Below are 17148 nucleotides of genomic sequence, written 5' to 3' on the forward strand. Positions count from 1 at the left end.
GGACTACCGCCATGATGAATTCGCTGTGGATCGCCAAGACCGGCATGACCGCCCAGCAGACCCAGCTGGACGTGATCTCGCACAACCTCGCCAACGTGTCCACCACGGGCTTCAAGCGCAACAACGCGGTGTTCGAGGACCTGATCTACCAAAACCTGCGCCAGGTCGGCAGCCAGACCACCGAGGAGAACCAGTTGCCCACGGGCCTGCACCTGGGCCTGGGCGTGAACGTGGTCGCCACCAGCCGCAACTTCACGCAGGGCAGCCTGCAGCAGTCGGGCAACAGCCTGGACGTGGCCATCGACGGCAACGGCTTTTTCGAGGTCCAGTTGCCCGACGGCACCACCGGCTACACGCGCGACGGCGCGTTCAAGCTCGACTCGCAGGGCCGCGTGGTCACCTCCAGCGGTCTGCCCGTGGCGCCCGGCATCACCGTGCCGGCGGACGCCAAGAGCATCAGCATCAGCGAGCGCGGCATGGTAAGCGTGACCGTGGCGGGCAACCCCAACCCCCAGCAGATCGGCCAGCTGGGCATGTCCAGCTTCATCAACTCCGCAGGCCTGGAGCCTGTGGGCCAGAACCTGTACCGCGAGTCCGCCGCCTCCGGCGCGCCGCAGCAGGCCGAGCCGGGCACCAACGGCCTGGGCATCATCAAGCAGGGCTTCCTGGAGAACTCCAACGTCAACGTGGTGGAGGAACTGGTCACCATGATCCAGACCCAGCGCGCCTACGAGATGAATTCCAAGGCTATCCAGACGTCCGACCAGATGCTGGCCAAGCTGTCGCAGCTGTGAGCCGCACGACAAGGAACCCTGCCATGACCACCTCCCTCCTGCGCCTTCTGGCAGCGGCCACCGCTGCCGCGCTGGCCGCCGGCTGCGCCAGCATCAACCCGCCCCCGCCGGTGGACGTGCTGCCCACCACGCCGCCCCCGATCGCCGCCCTGCCCCGCCCCGCCGGCCCGGCCTCGGGAAGCCTGTTCCATGCCGCCAGCTACCGGCCTGCTTTCGAGGATCAACGCGCGCGCCTGGTGGGCGACATGGTCACCATCGAGATCCTGGAGAGCATCGACGCCAAGCAGGACACCAAGTCCAACGTCAACCGCAACGGCGACACCAAGGGCAGCATCACGGCGCTGCCGCTGCTGGCCCCCTCCACGGTGGGCAAGCTGGCCGCGCGATCGGGCCTGGGCGCAGGCTACGAGAACACCTTCAACGGCAGCGGCAACACCGCCAGCAAGAACGAGTTCAAGAGCAACATCACCACCCTCGTCACCGAAGTGCTGCCCAACGGCCACCTGGTCATCACCGGCGAGAAGCAGGTGGGCGTGAACCGCAGCGTGGATGTGCTGCGCTTCTCGGGCATCGTCGATCCCCGCCACCTGCGCCGCGGCCAGCCCGGCCATCCGGGCAGCGTGATCGACTCGCGCTACGTGGCCAATGTGCGCGTGATCTCGCGCGGCCTGGGCGAGCAGGCCGAGGCCCAGGCCATGGGCTGGCTGGCGCGCGCGTTCAACACCATCAGCCCGTTCTAAATGACGCTGCAACGCTTGTGGGCAGGTGCCCTGCGCGCGGCCGCACTGGTGGCGGCACTGGCCTGCGCTCCGGCGGGCGCGCAGGACTTCCGCGACCCGGTGGACCAGCCCTTCACCGTGTGGCCCAACATCCCGGTGATCCGCGCCTCCGACCTCGGCGACTACGGCCAGGACCGCCAGATCATTGCCGACCTGCATGCCGACAAGGCCGACCCCGCCAAGGTGGCCGCCGCGCTGCAGGCGGTGGACGGCCTGCAGGCCCACCACGAGCGCGCGGCCCTGGCCGAGCTGGGGCGCAGCCTCAACGTACAGCTGATCGCCGAGCTGGACCGGCAGGCGCGGCGCATCAACACGCGCAACCCCAAACTGCGCTTCGACTTCGCCGACATCACCCCCGAGCAGCTGCAGCGCCCCTCCGCACGGGACGACCTTCCCAGCCGCGTGGGCCGCATCACGCTGGCCGCCTACATCACCTACACGCGGCTGGACGGCGCGCTGGTGCAGGCCACGGCCACGCTGGTCAAGCTGCGCAGCGGTGCGTCGCAGAGCTTCACCGCCACGGCGCCCGCGCCGCTATTGGCCGAGGCGCTGGCGCGCGACCTGTTCGACTACTTCCAGGGCACGCGCTTCACGGCCCACCAGAACCCGCTGGCCAGCGCGCAGTGGCTCACGGCCGCGCCGGGCCATGCAGACCGGCTGGTGTCGCGCGACGCGGCCTTGCGCTACTGCCAGTCGCAGAACGCCGCCCTGCCCACGGCGGCAGAACTGGAAACCGCCGAGGCCGCGGGCTTCTACGGCGGCGGCGTGGCCCTGCAGCCGGCTGGCGTGTACCACGTGCAGGCGGGCCTGTACGACACGGCGCTTGCGCACGACGGCGCGGGCCGCGCGCGGCCCAACCACCTGGCCAGCGTGCCCAACGGCTACTACTACTGCATCCGCCATGCCGCAGCGCCCACCAGGGCCGCGCGCACGCGCAAGTAAACTATTACTTTTATAGCTACTAGCGCTTGATGGTAAAGCGCTGGAGGCCAATTTTGCTATCGGCGCTGCGCCACCGGCAAGCCACGCCGCACCCGCTGCCCCAGCGCCGATAAACGCCCCAAAAGCCCCCGCTTTTCCGCGCATTGCCCGAAGGCCCGCCTGCCCACAATCGGGGGCATGAAAGCCTTGCCCAACTCCCGCATCGTCCATTGCCTGGTGGCCCTGGCCACCGCCCTGGGCCTGGCCGCGCCCGCGCAGGCCGTGCGCCTGAAGGAAATCGCGGCCGTGCAGGGCGTGCGCAGCAACCAGTTGTCCGGCTACGGCCTGGTGGTGGGCCTGGACGGCACGGGCGACCAGTCCACGCAGATGCCGTTCACCGCGCAAGCCATGTCCAACTACCTGCAGCAGGCGGGCATCAGCCTGCCGCCGGGCACCACGGCGCCGCAGCTCAAGAACGTGGCCACGGTGGTGATCACGGCGCAACTGCCCGCCTTCGCCCAGCCGGGGCAGATGATCGACGTGGCGGTGTCCTCCATCGGCAACGCCAAGTCGCTCAAGGGCGGCACGCTGATCGCCACGCCGCTGCGCGGCGCGGACGGCGAGATCTACGCCCTGGCGCAGGGCAACGTGGTGGTGGGCGGGGCGGGCGCATCGGCCGGCGGCAGCAAGGTGCAGATCAACCACCTGAGCGCCGGACGCATCCCCGATGGCGCCCAGGTCGAGCGCGCCGTGCCCACGCCGCTGCACGACAGCGACACCATCACCCTGGGCCTGAATGCCTCGGACTTCCAGGCCGCGCGCAAGGTGGCGCTGGCCATCAACGCACGCTCGGGCCCGGACACCGCCGTGGCGCTGGACGGGCGCACCGTGCAGGTGCGCGCGCCGCAGGACCCCGGCGCGCGGGTGAATTTCATCGCCGAGCTGGAGGAGCTGCAACTGCCCGACTCCACGCCCGCGGCCAAGGTGGTCATCAACGCGCGCACCGGCTCCATCGTGCTCAACCAGGCGGTGACGCTGGGCCCCTGCGCCATCGCGCACGGCAACCTGTCCATCACCATCAGCACCACGCCAGTCATCAGCCAGCCCAGCCCGCTGTCGCGCGGCGTGACCGTGGTGGCGCAAAAGAGCGACATCGCCATCCAGCAGGACGGCGGCAAGGTGATGCAGGTGCCCGCCTCGCCGCAGCTGGCCGACGTGGTGCGCGCGCTCAACACGCTGGGCGCCACACCGCAGGACCTGCTGGCCATCCTGCAGGCCATCAAGGCCGCAGGCGCTCTCAACGCCGAGCTGGAGGTGATCTGATGCCGCTCCTGCGTACCCTTCCCCGCGGCGGCGCCGCTTCCATTCAAGGCCCATGCCGCGTGCGGCGCGACGGGAGGTGGACATGAGCCTTTCGCTCCCCAATGCAGGCGCAACGTCCGTACGCCAGGCGCTGGCCGTGGATGGCCGCGCACTCAACAGCCTCAAGGCGCAAGCCAGCCAGGGCGACGCCCAGGCCACCCAGGACGCCACGCTGGAGGCGGCCAAACAGCTCGAATCCCTGTTCATGCGCGAGCTCATCAAGAGCATGCGCGAGGCCACCATGAAGTCCGGCCTGCTGGAGGGCGCCGAGGGCAACCTGGCCAGCGACCTGTTCGACCAGCAGCTGTCGGTGCAGATGGCAGGCCAGCCCGGTGGGCTGGCCGAGGCCATCCAGCGCCAGCTCTCGCGCCAGTTGGGCGGCGACGGCCAGACCACGCTGGTGCCGGGCTCCACGCTGAGCATGGACGTCGCGCTGCGCAAGGCTGCGCCTGCCGACAATCCGCGTGCCGCGTCGCCCAAGGGCCGTGAAGACTTCGTGCAGCACCACCGCGCGGCGGCCGAGCGCGTGGCGCGCAGCAGCGGCATCCCCGCCAGCTTCATGCTGGGCCAGGCCGGGCATGAGACGGGCTGGGGCAAGGGCGAGATCCGCCACAAGGACGGCAGCAACTCCTTCAACCTGTTCGGCATCAAGGCCGGCAAGGGCTGGACCGGCAAGGTGGCCGAGGTGACCACCACCGAATACATCAACGGCGCGCCGCGCAAGGTGGTCGCCAAGTTCCGCGCCTACGATTCGTTCGAGGAATCGTTCCGCGACTACGCACGCCTGATCAACGACAACCCGCGCTACGAGAAGGCGCGCGAGAAGACCCATTCCGCCGTCGCCTACGCCACGGAGCTGCAGAAGGCCGGCTACGCCACCGATCCGCAATACGCCGCCAAGCTCAGCCGCGCCATCCAGAGCACGCTGGGCGTGGCGCGCACCCCCAGCGCGCCCGTGCTGGCCCAGGCATCCGGGACGCAGGCCTGAATCCATAAGAACCAACGCACTGAACCATGAGTCTTCTGAACGTCGGCGCCCGCGCCCTCCTCGCCAACCAGGTCGCCTTGCAGACCACCGGGCACAACATCGCCAACGTCAGCACGGCCGGATATTCGCGCCAGAACGTGGCGATGGAGACCGTGCAGGGCCAGTTCACCGGCTCAGGCTACATCGGCAACGGCGTGCAGGTGGCCACCATCCTGCGCAACCACAGCGAGCTGCTGACGCGCCAGGCCGCGGCCGCCCAGGCGGTACAGGCGGGCGACACGGTGCGCGCCGAGCGCCTGGGGCAGTTGCAGGACGTATTCCAGGGGGGCACCAGCGGCCTGGGCGCCGCCATCACCGACATGCTGAACTCGCTGGCCGACGTGGTGTCCTCGCCGACCGACATCACGGCGCGCACCGTCACGCTCACGCGCATGAACGAGATGGCCGCGCGCATGCGCAGCAGTGCGGAGCAGCTGCACGAGATCGCCTATTCGGTCAATGAACAGTTGCAGAACGACGCCACGCGCATCAATTCGCTGGCCAAGAGCATCGCCGACGTGAACGAGCAGATCGCCCGCGTCAAGGGCAACGGCCAGAGCCCCAACGACCTGCTGGACAAGCGCGACCAGCTGATCCGCGAACTCAACCAGTTCATCCAGACCACGCAGATCCCGGCCGACGATGGCACGGTGGGCGTGTTCATCGGCGGCAGCCAGGCGCTGGTGCTGGGCGACAAGGCCAGCGAGGTGCTGGTGGCGGAATCCCAGCAGTTCCCGGGGAGCCAGCTCACGCAGCTGTTCTTCAAGCCCGCGGGCGGCGCGCCCGTGGAGTTGAACGAGGGCATGCTGGGCGGCGGCGAAGTGGCCGGCCTGCTGCGCTTTGCCAACCAGGACCTGGCCGAGGGCCGCAACCTGCTGGGGCGCATGGCGCTGGCCATCGGCACCACCTTGAACCACCAGCAGACGCTGGGCCTGACGCTGGAGGGCCAGCCCGGCAAGCCGCTGTTCTCCACGCCCGCATCGGTCGTGGGCCACACCAGCGGCACCGCGGTGGGCAGCATCGACCTGAGCGACAGCACGCAGTTCTCTCCCACCGAGTTCGCCGCGTCGGACTACGAAGTGCGCTTCACGGGCCCGGCCCCCGCAGGCCAGATCATTCGCCTGTCCGACGGCAAGACCACGGCCGTCGCCGACCTGACCGACCCGGCGGGCACGATGGTGGACGGACTGACCTTCAAGTTCACCACCGCGGGCGCCGTGAACGAACGCGTGCTGTTCAAGCCCTTCGCCAGCGCGGCGGCCAACATCCAGTCGCTGGTGTATTCCCCGCGCGACCTGGCCGCCGCCAACCCCATCAATGCGGCCATGGGAACCTCCAACGCGGGGACGCTGCAACTGGCGGAACTCAAGGCCACGGGCCAGCCCAATCCCCCGGGCCTGGTGCTGCCGCCCAACGGCGACACCGCCACGCCGCCCACCTATCCCGGAGGCATCCAGCTGGCCTTCACCGCCGGCCCGCCCGCGACATACGACGTGTACAACCGGGGAACCACGCCCCCCACGGCGGTTGCCACGGGCCAGACGTTCACACCGGGCGTCCCCATCCAGATCAATGGCTGGTCCATCACCCTGCAGGGCACGCCCAAGGATGGCGACACGGTCAACGTGGGCAATGCCCTGGACCCGCAGTACGGCGACATCTACACCCGCAACGCGGGCAACGCCAGCGCCCTCATGGCGCTGCGCGACGTGAAAATGTTCGACGAGTCCTCGCTGGCCGACGGCTATGCGGGCCTCATGGCCCAGGTGGGCACGCGCACGCAAAGCGCGCAGTACGCGGCCAAGCTTTCGGGCTCCATCGCCAGCAACCTGGAAGCCAGCCGCACGGCCGTCTCCGGCGTGAACCTGGACGAGGAGGCCGCGCGGCTGATCCAGTACCAGCAGGCCTACCAGGCATCCGCCAAGATGCTGCAGATCGCGCAGAACATTTTCGACAACCTGATCCAGACCATGGGCCGCTGAAAGGAATCGCCATGAGCAGCTCTTTCTACCGCGTCAGCACCGCCAACATGTACGACGCCACGCTGCGCAACCTCAGCGCACGGCAGAAAACCCTGGTGGACCTGCAGGAGAACCTCACCGCGGGCAAGCGCGTGGTGCGTCCCAGCGACGACCCCGTGGCCGCCGCACAGGCCGAGCGAGCGCTCACGCGCATCAGCCGCATCCAGACCGAGCAGCGCGCGCTGGACGTGCAGCGCAACGCCATCGCGCAGGCCGAATCCACCCTGGGCGACGCCGTGGGCCTGGTGCAGGAAATTCGCCAGCTGGTCGTGGCCGCTGGCGGCGGCGCGCTTAAGCCCGAGGACCGCAAGACCTACGCCAACCAGATCCAGAGCCTGCGCGAGCAGCTCACGCAGGTGATCAACCGCAAGGACACCAACGGCGTTCCCCTGCTGGGCGCGCTGGGCAGTGCGCTGGAGCCCTTCACCGGCCCGCTGCTGAGCAACCCCGACTACCTGTTCGCCGGACTGCCGGGGCAGGCAGCCAGCAGTGGCGCGGCGATCCCCACCACCGTGGACGGGCATGCCGCGCTGATGTTCGACCCGGTGCGCGACGGCGTGTACACCGCCACCGTCACGCGCGGCGCGGGCAGTTCCCTGGTAACGAGCGCCATCACGACCTCCAACCGCGAGGCACTGGACGGGGCGCAGTATGCGCTGGCCGTGAACACCGTCACGGTGGACCCGGTAGCGGGCACCACCGTCGTCGACTACACGCTGACCAAGACCGCCAAGGACGGCACGGTGACCACCTCGAACGTGACCACCGCGCCCGTCAAGACCGGCCAGCCCATTCCCATCACCATCAACGAAGGCCCGGACACGGTCATGTCGTTCAGCCTGACGGGCACGCCCGCGGCGGGCGACAGCGTTGCCCTGCAGCCCAGCTCCAGCCTGATGGGCACCATCGACAGCGCGATCCGCGGGATCACCGACGCCACCGACAGCGTGGCCGCGTCCCAGGCCGTCGGCCAGGCCCTGGCCAACATCGACGCCGGCATGGAACGCCTGCACAACATGCGCGGCTATGCGGGCGAGCTGCTCAACCGCGCCGACCGCATCACCGGCGACCAGGACAAGCGCTCGATCCAGCTCGAAGCCGACCGCTCGCGCGCGGAGGACCTCGACATGGTGCAGGGTATCTCGGACTTCCAGAACGCCAGCGTGGGCTACGAGGCCGCGCTCAAGTCCTACGCGCAGGTGCAGCGCCTGTCGCTCTTCAATTTCATCAGCTGACGCCGCGCACGCAGGGTTTCGCCACGTGCGCGCCCGCGCGACTGGCGTGACAATGGCCGGCATCCCGCTCTGACCACACTTCTACCCCATGGTCCAATCCGTTCTTGGCAGCCTGGTGCTGGGCTACCGGCCCCTCTGGAATGCCGCGCGCCGGCTGGCCGGCATCCAGCTGTACGTTCACAGCGAGGGCGCCACCCTGGTGGATGCGCCGCACCTGCTGCGCACCATCCAGGAGCTGTGGACCTCCAGCTCGCCGCCGCTGCTGCTGTCCGCTCGCTCGCAGCAGCTGCTGGTGGACCTGCTGGAGCACGCCCCTCGCGGCGCGCCCTGGATCGAAGTGCCCCAGGCCTGGCTGGACGTGCCCGCGATCCGCGAGCGCGCGCGCCAGGCCCACGCCCGCGGCCTGCGCCTGGTGTGGCGCGGCGAGCTGGACCACCTGCCCGACGCCGACATCGCACGGCTGTTCGACAACAGCCTGCTGCACCTGTCCAGCAGCGACGCCGTGCAGGCCCTGCAGGCCGCGGCTGCGGGGCGCAGCGATGCCAGCCCCCGTGCCGCCGGCCAGCGCAGTCCGCTGATCGCCGGGCAGGTGTATGACAACGTGGCCAGCCGCGCGCTGCTCACGCACTGCCTGGACGAGGGCGGCGCGCTGGCCGTGGCCGGCTGGCCCGTGGAGGACGTGCTCTACAGCCTGCGCCATCGCCAGCCCCAGCCCGCGCACGAGGTGGTGCTCAAGCTCATGAAGGCCATCGACGACGAGCAGTCCATCGACCGCTTCGAGCAGATCCTGGGCGAGGACCCGCTGCTGGCCTACCGCTTCATGGTCTACACCAACTCCGCGGCGCTCGGCCTGTCCACCGGCGTGGATTCGCTGCGCCGCGGTCTGGTGATGATGGGCTACGGCTCGCTGGGGCGCTGGCTGGCCGACCAGTTGCCGCACGCTGCCACCGAACCCGATCTGCGCCCCATCCGCGCCAGCATGGTGCTGCGCGCGCGCCTGACCGAGCACCTGCTGGACGCTGGCGTGGGCAAAGACCTGCGCCGCGAGGTGTACCTGAGCGGCCTGTTCTCGCAGCTGGACGAGGTGCTGCGCGAGCCTCTGGGCACCATCCTGCGCCGCGTGCCGCTGTCCGAGCGGGTGTACGACGCGGCCGTGCTGCGCACCGGCCCCTACGCCCCCAGCCTGGAGATGGCCTGCGCGCTGGAGAGCGACGACGCGGGCGCCATCCGCCAGCTGTGCGAGACGCATGAGCTGGAGCTGGAATACGTCAACCGCGCGCTGCTGCGCGTGCTGTCCGAGCTGGTGGTGGAGCGCCCGCACGCGCACTGATGGCGACTCACGGCCCGTGGTGTTTTTGGGCCGTAGCGCACAATCCAGGCGCGCAGACCACTATCAAATCATGAGCAAATCCGGCCCTTCAAGCACCGACGCCTCCCGCACCCACGCAACCACCAGCCGCGGCGGCTTCTCCTCCAGCCTGGGCGTGCTCGCCGCCACGCTGGGTTCCGCCGTCGGGCTGGGCAACATTTGGAAGTTCCCCTCGCTCACCGGGGCCAACGGCGGCGCGGGCTTTCTGCTGATCTACCTGCTCTCGACGCTGTTCATCGGCCTGCCGCTCATGGTGGCCGAGATCGCCATCGGCCGCCAGGCGCGCGCCAATCCCATCTCTGCGCTGCGCCAGTTGCAGCCCCGCGGCGCGCCGTGGTGGCTGATCGGCGTGGCAGGCATGGCGGCGGCGTTCCTGATCATGGCGTTCTATTCCGAGGTCGTCGCCTGGGTGTTTGCCTACGTGGCCAAGGCCCTGTCGGGCAACCTGCTGTCCAGCGACCCGGTGCAGACGCAGGCCAGCTTCGACGCCCTGGTGCGGGACCCGGTGCAGGCGCTGCTGTGGCAGTGGGTGGTGCTGGCCTTCATCGGCGGCATCCTGCTGCTGGGCGTCACCCGCGGCATCGAGGCGGCCACCAAACGGCTGATGCCGCTGCTGTTCCTGCTGCTGGTGCTGCTGGGCGGCTACAGCCTGACGCTGCCCGGCGCCGGCCAGGCGCTGTCGTTCCTGTTCGCGCCCGAGTGGCACAAGATCACGCCCGCGGTGGTGCTGACCGCCATGGGCCTGGCGTTCTTCAAGCTGTCCATCGGCATGGGCACGATGATGACCTACGGCAGCTACTTCACCGCCGAGCAGAACATCCCGGCCACCGCCACGCGCGTGATGCTGGCCGACCTGTCGGTGTCGCTGCTGGCGGGCATGGCGATCTTCCCCGCGGTGTTCAGCTTCGGCTTCCAGCCGTCGGCGGGGCCATCCCTGGTGTTCATCACGATCCCCGCGGTGTTCGCACAGATGCCGGGTGGCTCGGTGCTGCTGGCGGCGTTCTTCCTCCTCACCGCTATCGCCGCGACCGGCGCCATGCTCTCCCTGATGGAGGTGCCGGTCGTCATCCTGCACGAGCGCTGGGGCCTGAGCCGGCCCCGGGCCACGCTGCTCACGCTGCTGATCCTGGGGCTGCTGGGCGCGGGCTGCGCCCTGAGCCAGAGCACGCTGGCCACCTTCCAGCCGGGCGGGCGCACCCTGTTCGACTGGGCGGACTACCTCTCGTCCAACCTGCTGCTTCCCGCGGGGGGCATCGCCATCGCGCTCTTCGTCGGCTGGGCCTGGGGCGAGCGCGCATTCGCGGCGCAACTCTCCAACCACGGGCAGTTGGGCAACCAGGGGCTGGCCCGCGTCGTGAGCCTGCTGCTGCGCTGGGTCACGCCGGTGCTGATCCTGCTGGTCATGCTCGCGGGGCTGGGGGTGTTCTCCGGCGCGTGACGGCGCGGCACCTCGGCGTTTTGAGCAAAAACACCGCGCAACCCCTTCCTGGCGAGCGCAAGCAGCTAGTTTTTTCATAGCGCACGCCATCCATGGCGCCGGCATGGCCTTTGCGCCGTGCGTGGCGCAGGACGCATGATGGCCGGCTCTTCCATAGCCGCCAGCCCACAGGAGAACTCCATGCACGACGCCCCGCCCGCCACCCCCCTGTGCCGCCTGCTGGGCTGCCGCCTGCCGCTGGTGCTCGCGGGCATGGGCGGCGTGTCGCGCAGCGAACTGGTGGCCGCGGTGACCGAGGCCGGCGGGTTCGGCTTCCTGGGCATGGTGCGCGAGCCGCTGGCGCTGATCGAGCGCGAGGTGGCGCAGGTGCGCCAGCGCACGGCCTTGCCCTTCGGCGTGAACCTGATCCCCGCGGCCACGCCCGCGCCCCTGCTGCGCGCGCAGGTGGACCTGCTGATCGCGCTGCAGGTGCCCGTGGTCAGCCTGTTCTGGGACGTGGATGCCGGCGTGATCGCGCGGCTGCGCGCAGCGGGCATCACCGTGGTGCACCAGATCGGCTCCGCCGCCGAGGCGCTGCAGGCGCAGGAGGCCGGCGCGCAGGCGCTCATCGCGCAGGGCGTGGAGGCCGGCGGCCATGTGCGCGGGCGCCAGCCGCTGGCCGAGCTGTTGTCCGAGGTACTGGCGATGGTCAGCGTCCCCGTGGCCGCCGCGGGCGGCCTGGCCGATGGGCAGGGCGTGGCGCGCGTACTGGCCCAGGGCGCGCAGGCCGCGGTGCTGGGGACCGCCTTGATGGCCACGCATGAGTCCTTCGCCCACGACGCGCACAAGCAGCGGCTGGTGGCCGCGCAGGCCGGCGACACCGTGCTGACCGAGGACTTCCACATCAACTGGCCGCCCCACGCCGCGGTGCGTGTGCTGGCCAACAGCGTCACGCGGCGCGAGCGCGGCGACCCGTTCGCCACCACAGGCGACATCCCACGCACGGTGATCGGCGACGAGGAAGGCCGCCCCATCTACCTGTTCAGCACCGACTCGCCGCTGCGCTCCATGACCGGCGACTTCGAGGCCATGGCGCTGTACGCCGGCCAGGGTGTGGGGCGCATCACGGCCATCGAACCCGCGGGCGAGCGGCTGCGCCGCATCGCCGCCGAGGCCGCCGCGCACCTGCGGCTGCTGAACGACACGCCCGTGGCCGTGGCGTCCCCCGTGTGCTACGCGGGGGATGCGGAGCGCGAGCGCCACGCCCCACTCATCGCGCGGCTGGACGAGCTGCTGGAGGCCGAGCGCGCCGGCGCGCGCGTGGCGCTGCGCAGCCGCACCGAAACCGAGGACGAAGCGCTGCGCGCGCTGATCGACGCCATCCACCGCGACGAAGTGAAGTGGTGCGGCATGCTGATGCGCGCCATCCGCACGCTGGAGGGCACGCCGGGCAGCCGCACGGGCGACTTCTACGACAAGGCCATGGCCGTACCCGACCTGCGCGAGCGCCTGGCCTTCCTCAACCGCGGCCAGGGCTGGGTGGCCAAGAAGCTGCGCGAGCTGCTGCCGCTGGTGGACGATGCGGGCATCCGCGCCGGGCTGCAGGAGATGCTGCAGGCACACGTGGACAACCTGGACAAGGTGAACACCGCCTTGGGGCTCACGCCGCCGCGGCGTTGACGCCAACGCTACGTAAAAGAGAGCTGCTTGCGCTTGCCCATCAAGCGCTTCAGCCCGATTGGACCACTCTCTTCCACGTACGCCAGAACGCCGGGTCCTGCGTGGTGCAGAAGTTGATGCGCATCAGCGTGCAGGGGCGGCGCGTGGCGTGGAACAGCGCGCCGGGCGCGATGAGGTAGCCCTCGTCCAGCATGCGCTGGGCCAGCATGTCGGTGTCCACGCCGGTTTCCACCCAGCCGAACATGCCCGCGGGCTCGGCGGCAAAGCTGCAGCCCGCCTCCAGCGCCAGTTGCACGCTGCGCGCGCGGGCCTGCGCCAGGCGCAGCCGCATGCGGTCGGCATGGCGGCGCAGCTGGCCCTGCTCGATGCACAGCGCCAGGGCCTTCTCCAGCAGCGAGGGCGTGGTCAGCGTGGACAGCAGCTTGGTGTCCAGCAGTCGCTCCACCAGGTCGGGCGGCGCGGCCAGGTAGCCCACGCGCCAGTTGGGCGCCAAGATCTTGGCGAAGCCGCTCACGTAGATGGTGCGGCGCAGCCCGTCCAACGCCGTCAGGCGCGTGGCGTGGTCGGCGGCGATGTGGCCGTAGGTGTCGTCCTCGACCACGTGGAAGTTGTGCTGCTGCGCCAGCTGCAGCACCTGGTGCGCGCTGCCCGGCGACAGGCTGTAGCCCGTGGGGTTGTGCAGCACGCTCACGCTCACGAACAGCTTGGGCGCGTGCAGCTCGCAGTAGCGCGCCATGACGGCGAGGTCCGGCCCCTCGGGGCCGCGCGGCACGGGCAGCACGCGCATGCCCAGCGCGTCCAGGCGCGCGAACTCCACCGACCAGCCGGGCTCCTCCACCATCACCGGGTCGCCCGCCTTGAGCAGCGTGCGGCTCACGATGTCCAGCGCCTGCGTGGCGCCCACGGTGGTCATGATCTGATCGGGCTGGGCGTGGATGTTGATGTCGGCCATGCGCCGCGCCAGCGCCTCGCGCAGCGCGGGCTCGCCCATGGGCTCGCCGTAGCTCAGCGAGCCGTCGCGCAGCGCGCTGCTGCCGGTGATCTTGCGCACCGCGGCGCCCATGAAGCGCGCCTCGTCCAGCCAGCCGATGGGCAGCACGCCCGCACCGGGCTGGGGCTTGCTCGACGCCTGGTGGAACATGCCGCGGATCAGCGCCGTGGCGTTGATGTGCGAGCCCGACAGGCGCATGCCGACACCGGCCAGCGGCGACACATTTTTTGCCCCTTTTGTAGGAGCTGTCAGCGCTTGCCCATCGGGCGTCGGAGCCTGTTTTTGCACAAAATCGCGCACGAAAAAGCCACGCTGGCGCCGGGCCTCCACCAGCCCCTGGGCCAGTAGCTTGTCGTAGGCTGCCACCACGGTGTAGGGGCTCACGCCCTGCTGGCGCGCGCATTCGCGCACCGACGGCAGGCGGGCACCCGCGGGCAGCAGCCGCGCGTGGATGCGCTCGGCAAAGCGCTCGGCGAGCTGTTCGGTCAGGGTGCGGTCGGGGGTGCGGGTCAGCATGGAGGCGTTTCCTGAGCCGGCACTGTGCCAATGCAATTGCCGATACAGTGCTTGAAATTGTGGGGTTTGACTGTATTGGTACTGTAATGGACTTTGCCCCTACAGTGCATCGCATAACTTCATTCCCAACGATGGACCCCACCCATGCCCCTGGTTGAATTCACCGCCCTGCTGGTGCTGGCCACTGCCATGAGCTTTACCCCCGGGCCCAACACCACCCTGTCCACCGCGCTGGCCGCCAACCGCGGCCTGCCCGCCGCCATGCGCTTCGTGGTGGCGGTGCCCGTGGGCTGGAGCCTGCTGCTGGTGCTGTGCGCCGCCGGGCTGGGTGCGGTGGTGGTGGCGGTGCCGGCGCTGCGCTGGGCCATCAAGGCCCTGGGCATCGGCTACCTGCTGTGGCTCGCGTTCAAGCTGTCGAACACGGGCCGTCTGTCCGAGGCCGATGCGGCACGCCTGTCGGTGGGCTTCTGGCAGGGCGTGGCGCTGCAGTTCGTGAACATCAAGGCCTGGCTGCTGGCGCTGACCATCGTGGCCGGCTGGGTCATCGGGCGCGACGACAGCCTGCAGCGCATGGCAGTGGTGCTGCCGGCAATGGCCTTCTTCGCACTGACCAGCAACTTCACCTACGCCGCCACGGGTGCGCTGCTGCGCCACTGGCTGGCCCACGGACAGCGCCTGCTGTGGTTCAACCGCGCCATGGCGGTGGTGCTGCTGGCCACGGCGCTGTGGATGGTGGCCGCATGAGCACGCGCCCTCCGTCGGCCCCAGCCGTGGCTCCACCGGGCGAGCCGTTGTCCGCCGAGACACGCGGCCTGATGCTGGGCTTGCTGGGCGTGGCGATCTTCGCGCTCACCCTGCCCATGACGCGCCTGGCCGTCGGCACGCCCGAGGCACCGCTGATGTCCGGCCTGTTCCTGGCCATGGGCCGGGCGGCGGTGGCCGGGCTGCTGTCGGCCGCGCTGCTGCTGTGGCAGCGCGCCCCATTGCCGCAGCGCGGCGACTGGTGGCCGCTGGCCGTGACGGCGCTGGGCGTGGTGTTCGGCTTTCCGCTGCTCACCTCCATCGCCATGCGCTACGTGGGCGCCGTGCACGCGGCCGTGATCATCGGCCTGCTGCCGCTGGCGACCGCCACCGTGGGCGCGCTGCTGCACCGCCAGCGGCCGTCTGCCGCGTTCTGGGCCTGCGCGCTGCTGGGCTCGGCGCTGGTGGTGGTGTTCGCGGTGCTGCGCTCGGGCCGGCAGGGCCTGTCGCTGCATCCAGCCGATCTGCTGCTGATGGCCGCCGTGGCCTGCGCCGCCGTGGGCTACGCCTGGGGCGGGCGGCTGGCGCAGCACATGCGCGCCGATGCGGTGATCTGCTGGGCCCTGGTGCTGTCGCTGCCCGTATCGCTGCCGCTGGCCTGGCTGGCATGGCCGCAGGCGGCGGTGCCTGCCGCGGCCTGGGCTGGCTTTGCCTACGTGGCGGTGTTTTCGATGTGGCTGGGCTTCTTCGCCTGGTACCGCGGCCTGGCCCTGGGCGGCACGGTGCGGGTGAGCCAGGTGCAACTGGCCCAGCCGTTCATGAGCATGCTGTTTGCCGTGCCGCTGCTGGGCGAGTCGCTGGACGCGGTGAGCGTGGCGTTTGGCCTGGCGGTGCTGGCCACCGTGGCCCTGGGGCGGCGCATGCCGGTGCGCCGGTGAACCGCCGCCCCGTGAAAACCCTGGACCCGGCGCCGCGCCCCTCGGGCGGTGCGCCGTTGCCGTATGCTGCGCGCGCTGCCCCACCCGCAGGGCCGCACACCGCCGCACAACGGCATTTCTGAGTGGATAGACGGCGCGCAGCAGCGCGCCATTGGAGATAAACGAATGACGAACTGGACCCTGGCCGCACGTGCCGAAAAGATGAACCCCTCGGTGATCCGGGAAATCCTGAAGGTGACCGAGAAGCCCGGCATCATCAGCCTGGCCGGCGGGCTGCCCTCGCCCAAGACCTTCCCGATCGAGTCCTTCGCCGCCGCGGCCGCGTCCGTGCTGGCCACCGACGGCGCATCGGCGCTGCAGTACGCGGCCAGTGAGGGCTATACCCCGCTGCGCGAGGCCATTGCCGCATTCCTGCCCTGGGACGTGCACCCCGACCAGGTGCTGATCACCACCGGATCGCAGCAGGCGCTGGACCTGATCGGCAAGGTGCTCATCGACGCGGGCAGCCGCGTGCTGGTGGAAACACCCACCTACCTGGGCGCGCTGCAGGCCTTCGCGCCCATGGAACCCCAGGTGGTGTCGGTGGCCAGCGACAGCGAGGGCGTGCTGATCGACGACCTGGCGGCCAAGGCCGGCAGCGGCGCGGACAAGGCGCGCTTCCTGTACGTGCTGCCCAACTTCCAGAACCCCACGGGCCGCACCATGAGCGAAGCCCGCCGCGAGGCCCTGGTGGCCCAGGCCGCCGCGCTGAACCTGCCGCTGGTGGAAGACAACCCCTATGGCGACCTGTGGTTCGACCAGGCGCCCCCCCAACCCCTGACGGCGCGCAACCCCGAGGGCTGCATCTACATGGGCTCGTTCTCCAAGGTGCTGGCCCCCGGCCTGCGCCTGGGCTACGTCGTCGCACCGCGCCAGATGTACCCCAAGCTGCTGCAGGCCAAGCAGGCGGCCGACCTGCACACGCCCAGCTTCAACCAGCGCCTGGTGTCCGAGGTCATCAAGAACGGCTTCCTGGACCGCCACGTGCCCACCATCCGCCAGCTCTACAAGGAGCAGTGTCAGGCCATGGTGGCCGCGCTGGAGCAGGAGATGCAGGGCCTGGGCGTGACCTGGAACCGCCCCGACGGCGGCATGTTCCTGTGGCTGCGCCTGCCCGAAGGCATGAGCGCGCTGCAACTACTGCCGCGCGCGGTGGAGCGCAACGTGGCCTTCGTGCCCGGCGCGGCCTTCTACGCCGACCAGCCGGACGACCGCACGCTTCGGCTGTCCTTCGTCACGGCGTCGCAGGGCCAGATCCGCACCGCGATTGCCGCGCTGGCCGCCGCCATCCGCGAAGCGGCCTGACGCCTTTCAAACC

General features: G+C 70.2%; 14 protein-coding genes. 13 read left to right on the plus strand and 1 reads right to left on the minus strand.

Annotation, left to right across the window (positions count from 1 at the left end):
- The first annotated feature begins 11 nt into the window (after window positions 1-11).
- From flgG to QY917_RS12260, 10 genes are all read left to right on the plus strand, one after another.
- Window positions 12-794, plus strand: a complete 783-nt coding sequence (flgG, locus tag QY917_RS12215; RefSeq protein WP_011806919.1) for a flagellar basal-body rod protein FlgG — start codon at window positions 12-14, stop codon at window positions 792-794.
- 23 nt (window positions 795-817) lie between these two features.
- Window positions 818-1534 (plus strand): flagellar basal body L-ring protein FlgH, encoded by a 717-nt coding sequence (locus tag QY917_RS12220; RefSeq protein WP_015914367.1) that lies wholly within the window; start codon window positions 818-820, stop codon window positions 1532-1534.
- A complete protein-coding gene (locus QY917_RS12225; protein ID WP_123676774.1) occupies window positions 1535-2515 on the plus strand; it encodes a hypothetical protein in 981 nt (326 codons plus the stop codon).
- A 177-nt stretch (window positions 2516-2692) separates the two neighbouring features.
- Entirely contained in the window at window positions 2693-3817 is a 1125-nt protein-coding gene (locus QY917_RS12230; RefSeq protein ID WP_123676775.1) for a flagellar basal body P-ring protein FlgI, read from the plus strand.
- 82 nt (window positions 3818-3899) lie between these two features.
- Entirely contained in the window at window positions 3900-4844 is a 945-nt protein-coding gene (gene flgJ / locus QY917_RS12235; RefSeq protein ID WP_123676820.1) for a flagellar assembly peptidoglycan hydrolase FlgJ, read from the plus strand.
- Between the two features lie 26 nt (window positions 4845-4870).
- Window positions 4871-6865: a flagellar hook-associated protein FlgK gene (gene flgK / locus QY917_RS12240; RefSeq protein ID WP_123676776.1), complete on the plus strand. Its 1995-nt coding sequence runs from the start codon at window positions 4871-4873 to the stop codon at window positions 6863-6865.
- Window positions 6866-6876: 11 nt separating this feature from the next.
- Window positions 6877-8139 carry a flagellar hook-associated protein FlgL gene (flgL, locus tag QY917_RS12245; protein ID WP_123676777.1) on the plus strand — a complete coding sequence of 421 codons (1263 nt, stop codon included), beginning with the start codon at window positions 6877-6879 and terminating at the stop codon, window positions 8137-8139.
- 88 nt (window positions 8140-8227) lie between these two features.
- A complete protein-coding gene (locus QY917_RS12250; protein ID WP_123676778.1) occupies window positions 8228-9469 on the plus strand; it encodes an HDOD domain-containing protein in 1242 nt (413 codons plus the stop codon).
- 70 nt (window positions 9470-9539) lie between these two features.
- Entirely contained in the window at window positions 9540-10946 is a 1407-nt protein-coding gene (locus QY917_RS12255) for a sodium-dependent transporter (protein ID WP_123676779.1), read from the plus strand.
- A gap of 180 nt (window positions 10947-11126) precedes the next feature.
- Complete coding sequence (locus QY917_RS12260) at window positions 11127-12605, plus strand: nitronate monooxygenase (RefSeq protein ID WP_123676821.1); 1479 nt, start codon at window positions 11127-11129, stop codon at window positions 12603-12605.
- 49 nt (window positions 12606-12654) lie between these two features.
- Here the strand turns inward: QY917_RS12260 and QY917_RS12265 are convergent, their stop codons facing one another.
- Entirely contained in the window at window positions 12655-14112 is a 1458-nt protein-coding gene (locus tag QY917_RS12265; RefSeq protein ID WP_123676780.1) for a PLP-dependent aminotransferase family protein, read from the minus strand.
- Window positions 14113-14256: 144 nt separating this feature from the next.
- Between QY917_RS12265 and QY917_RS12270 the strand changes: the two genes are divergently transcribed.
- From QY917_RS12270 to QY917_RS12280, 3 genes are all read left to right on the plus strand, one after another.
- Complete coding sequence (locus QY917_RS12270; protein ID WP_011806930.1) at window positions 14257-14856, plus strand: LysE family translocator; 600 nt, start codon at window positions 14257-14259, stop codon at window positions 14854-14856.
- A complete protein-coding gene (locus QY917_RS12275; RefSeq protein WP_123676781.1) occupies window positions 14853-15791 on the plus strand; it encodes a DMT family transporter in 939 nt (312 codons plus the stop codon). The genes QY917_RS12270 and QY917_RS12275 overlap by 4 nt, the downstream gene beginning before the upstream one ends.
- Before the next feature lie 165 nt (window positions 15792-15956).
- Window positions 15957-17135 (plus strand): PLP-dependent aminotransferase family protein, encoded by a 1179-nt coding sequence (locus QY917_RS12280; protein WP_172208743.1) that lies wholly within the window; start codon window positions 15957-15959, stop codon window positions 17133-17135.
- Window positions 17136-17148: the final 13 nt, after the last annotated feature.

Origin of the sequence: Diaphorobacter sp. C33, assembly GCF_030503915.1 — a bacterium.
GTDB classification, from domain to species: Bacteria; Pseudomonadota; Gammaproteobacteria; order Burkholderiales; family Burkholderiaceae_C; genus Diaphorobacter; species Diaphorobacter nitroreducens.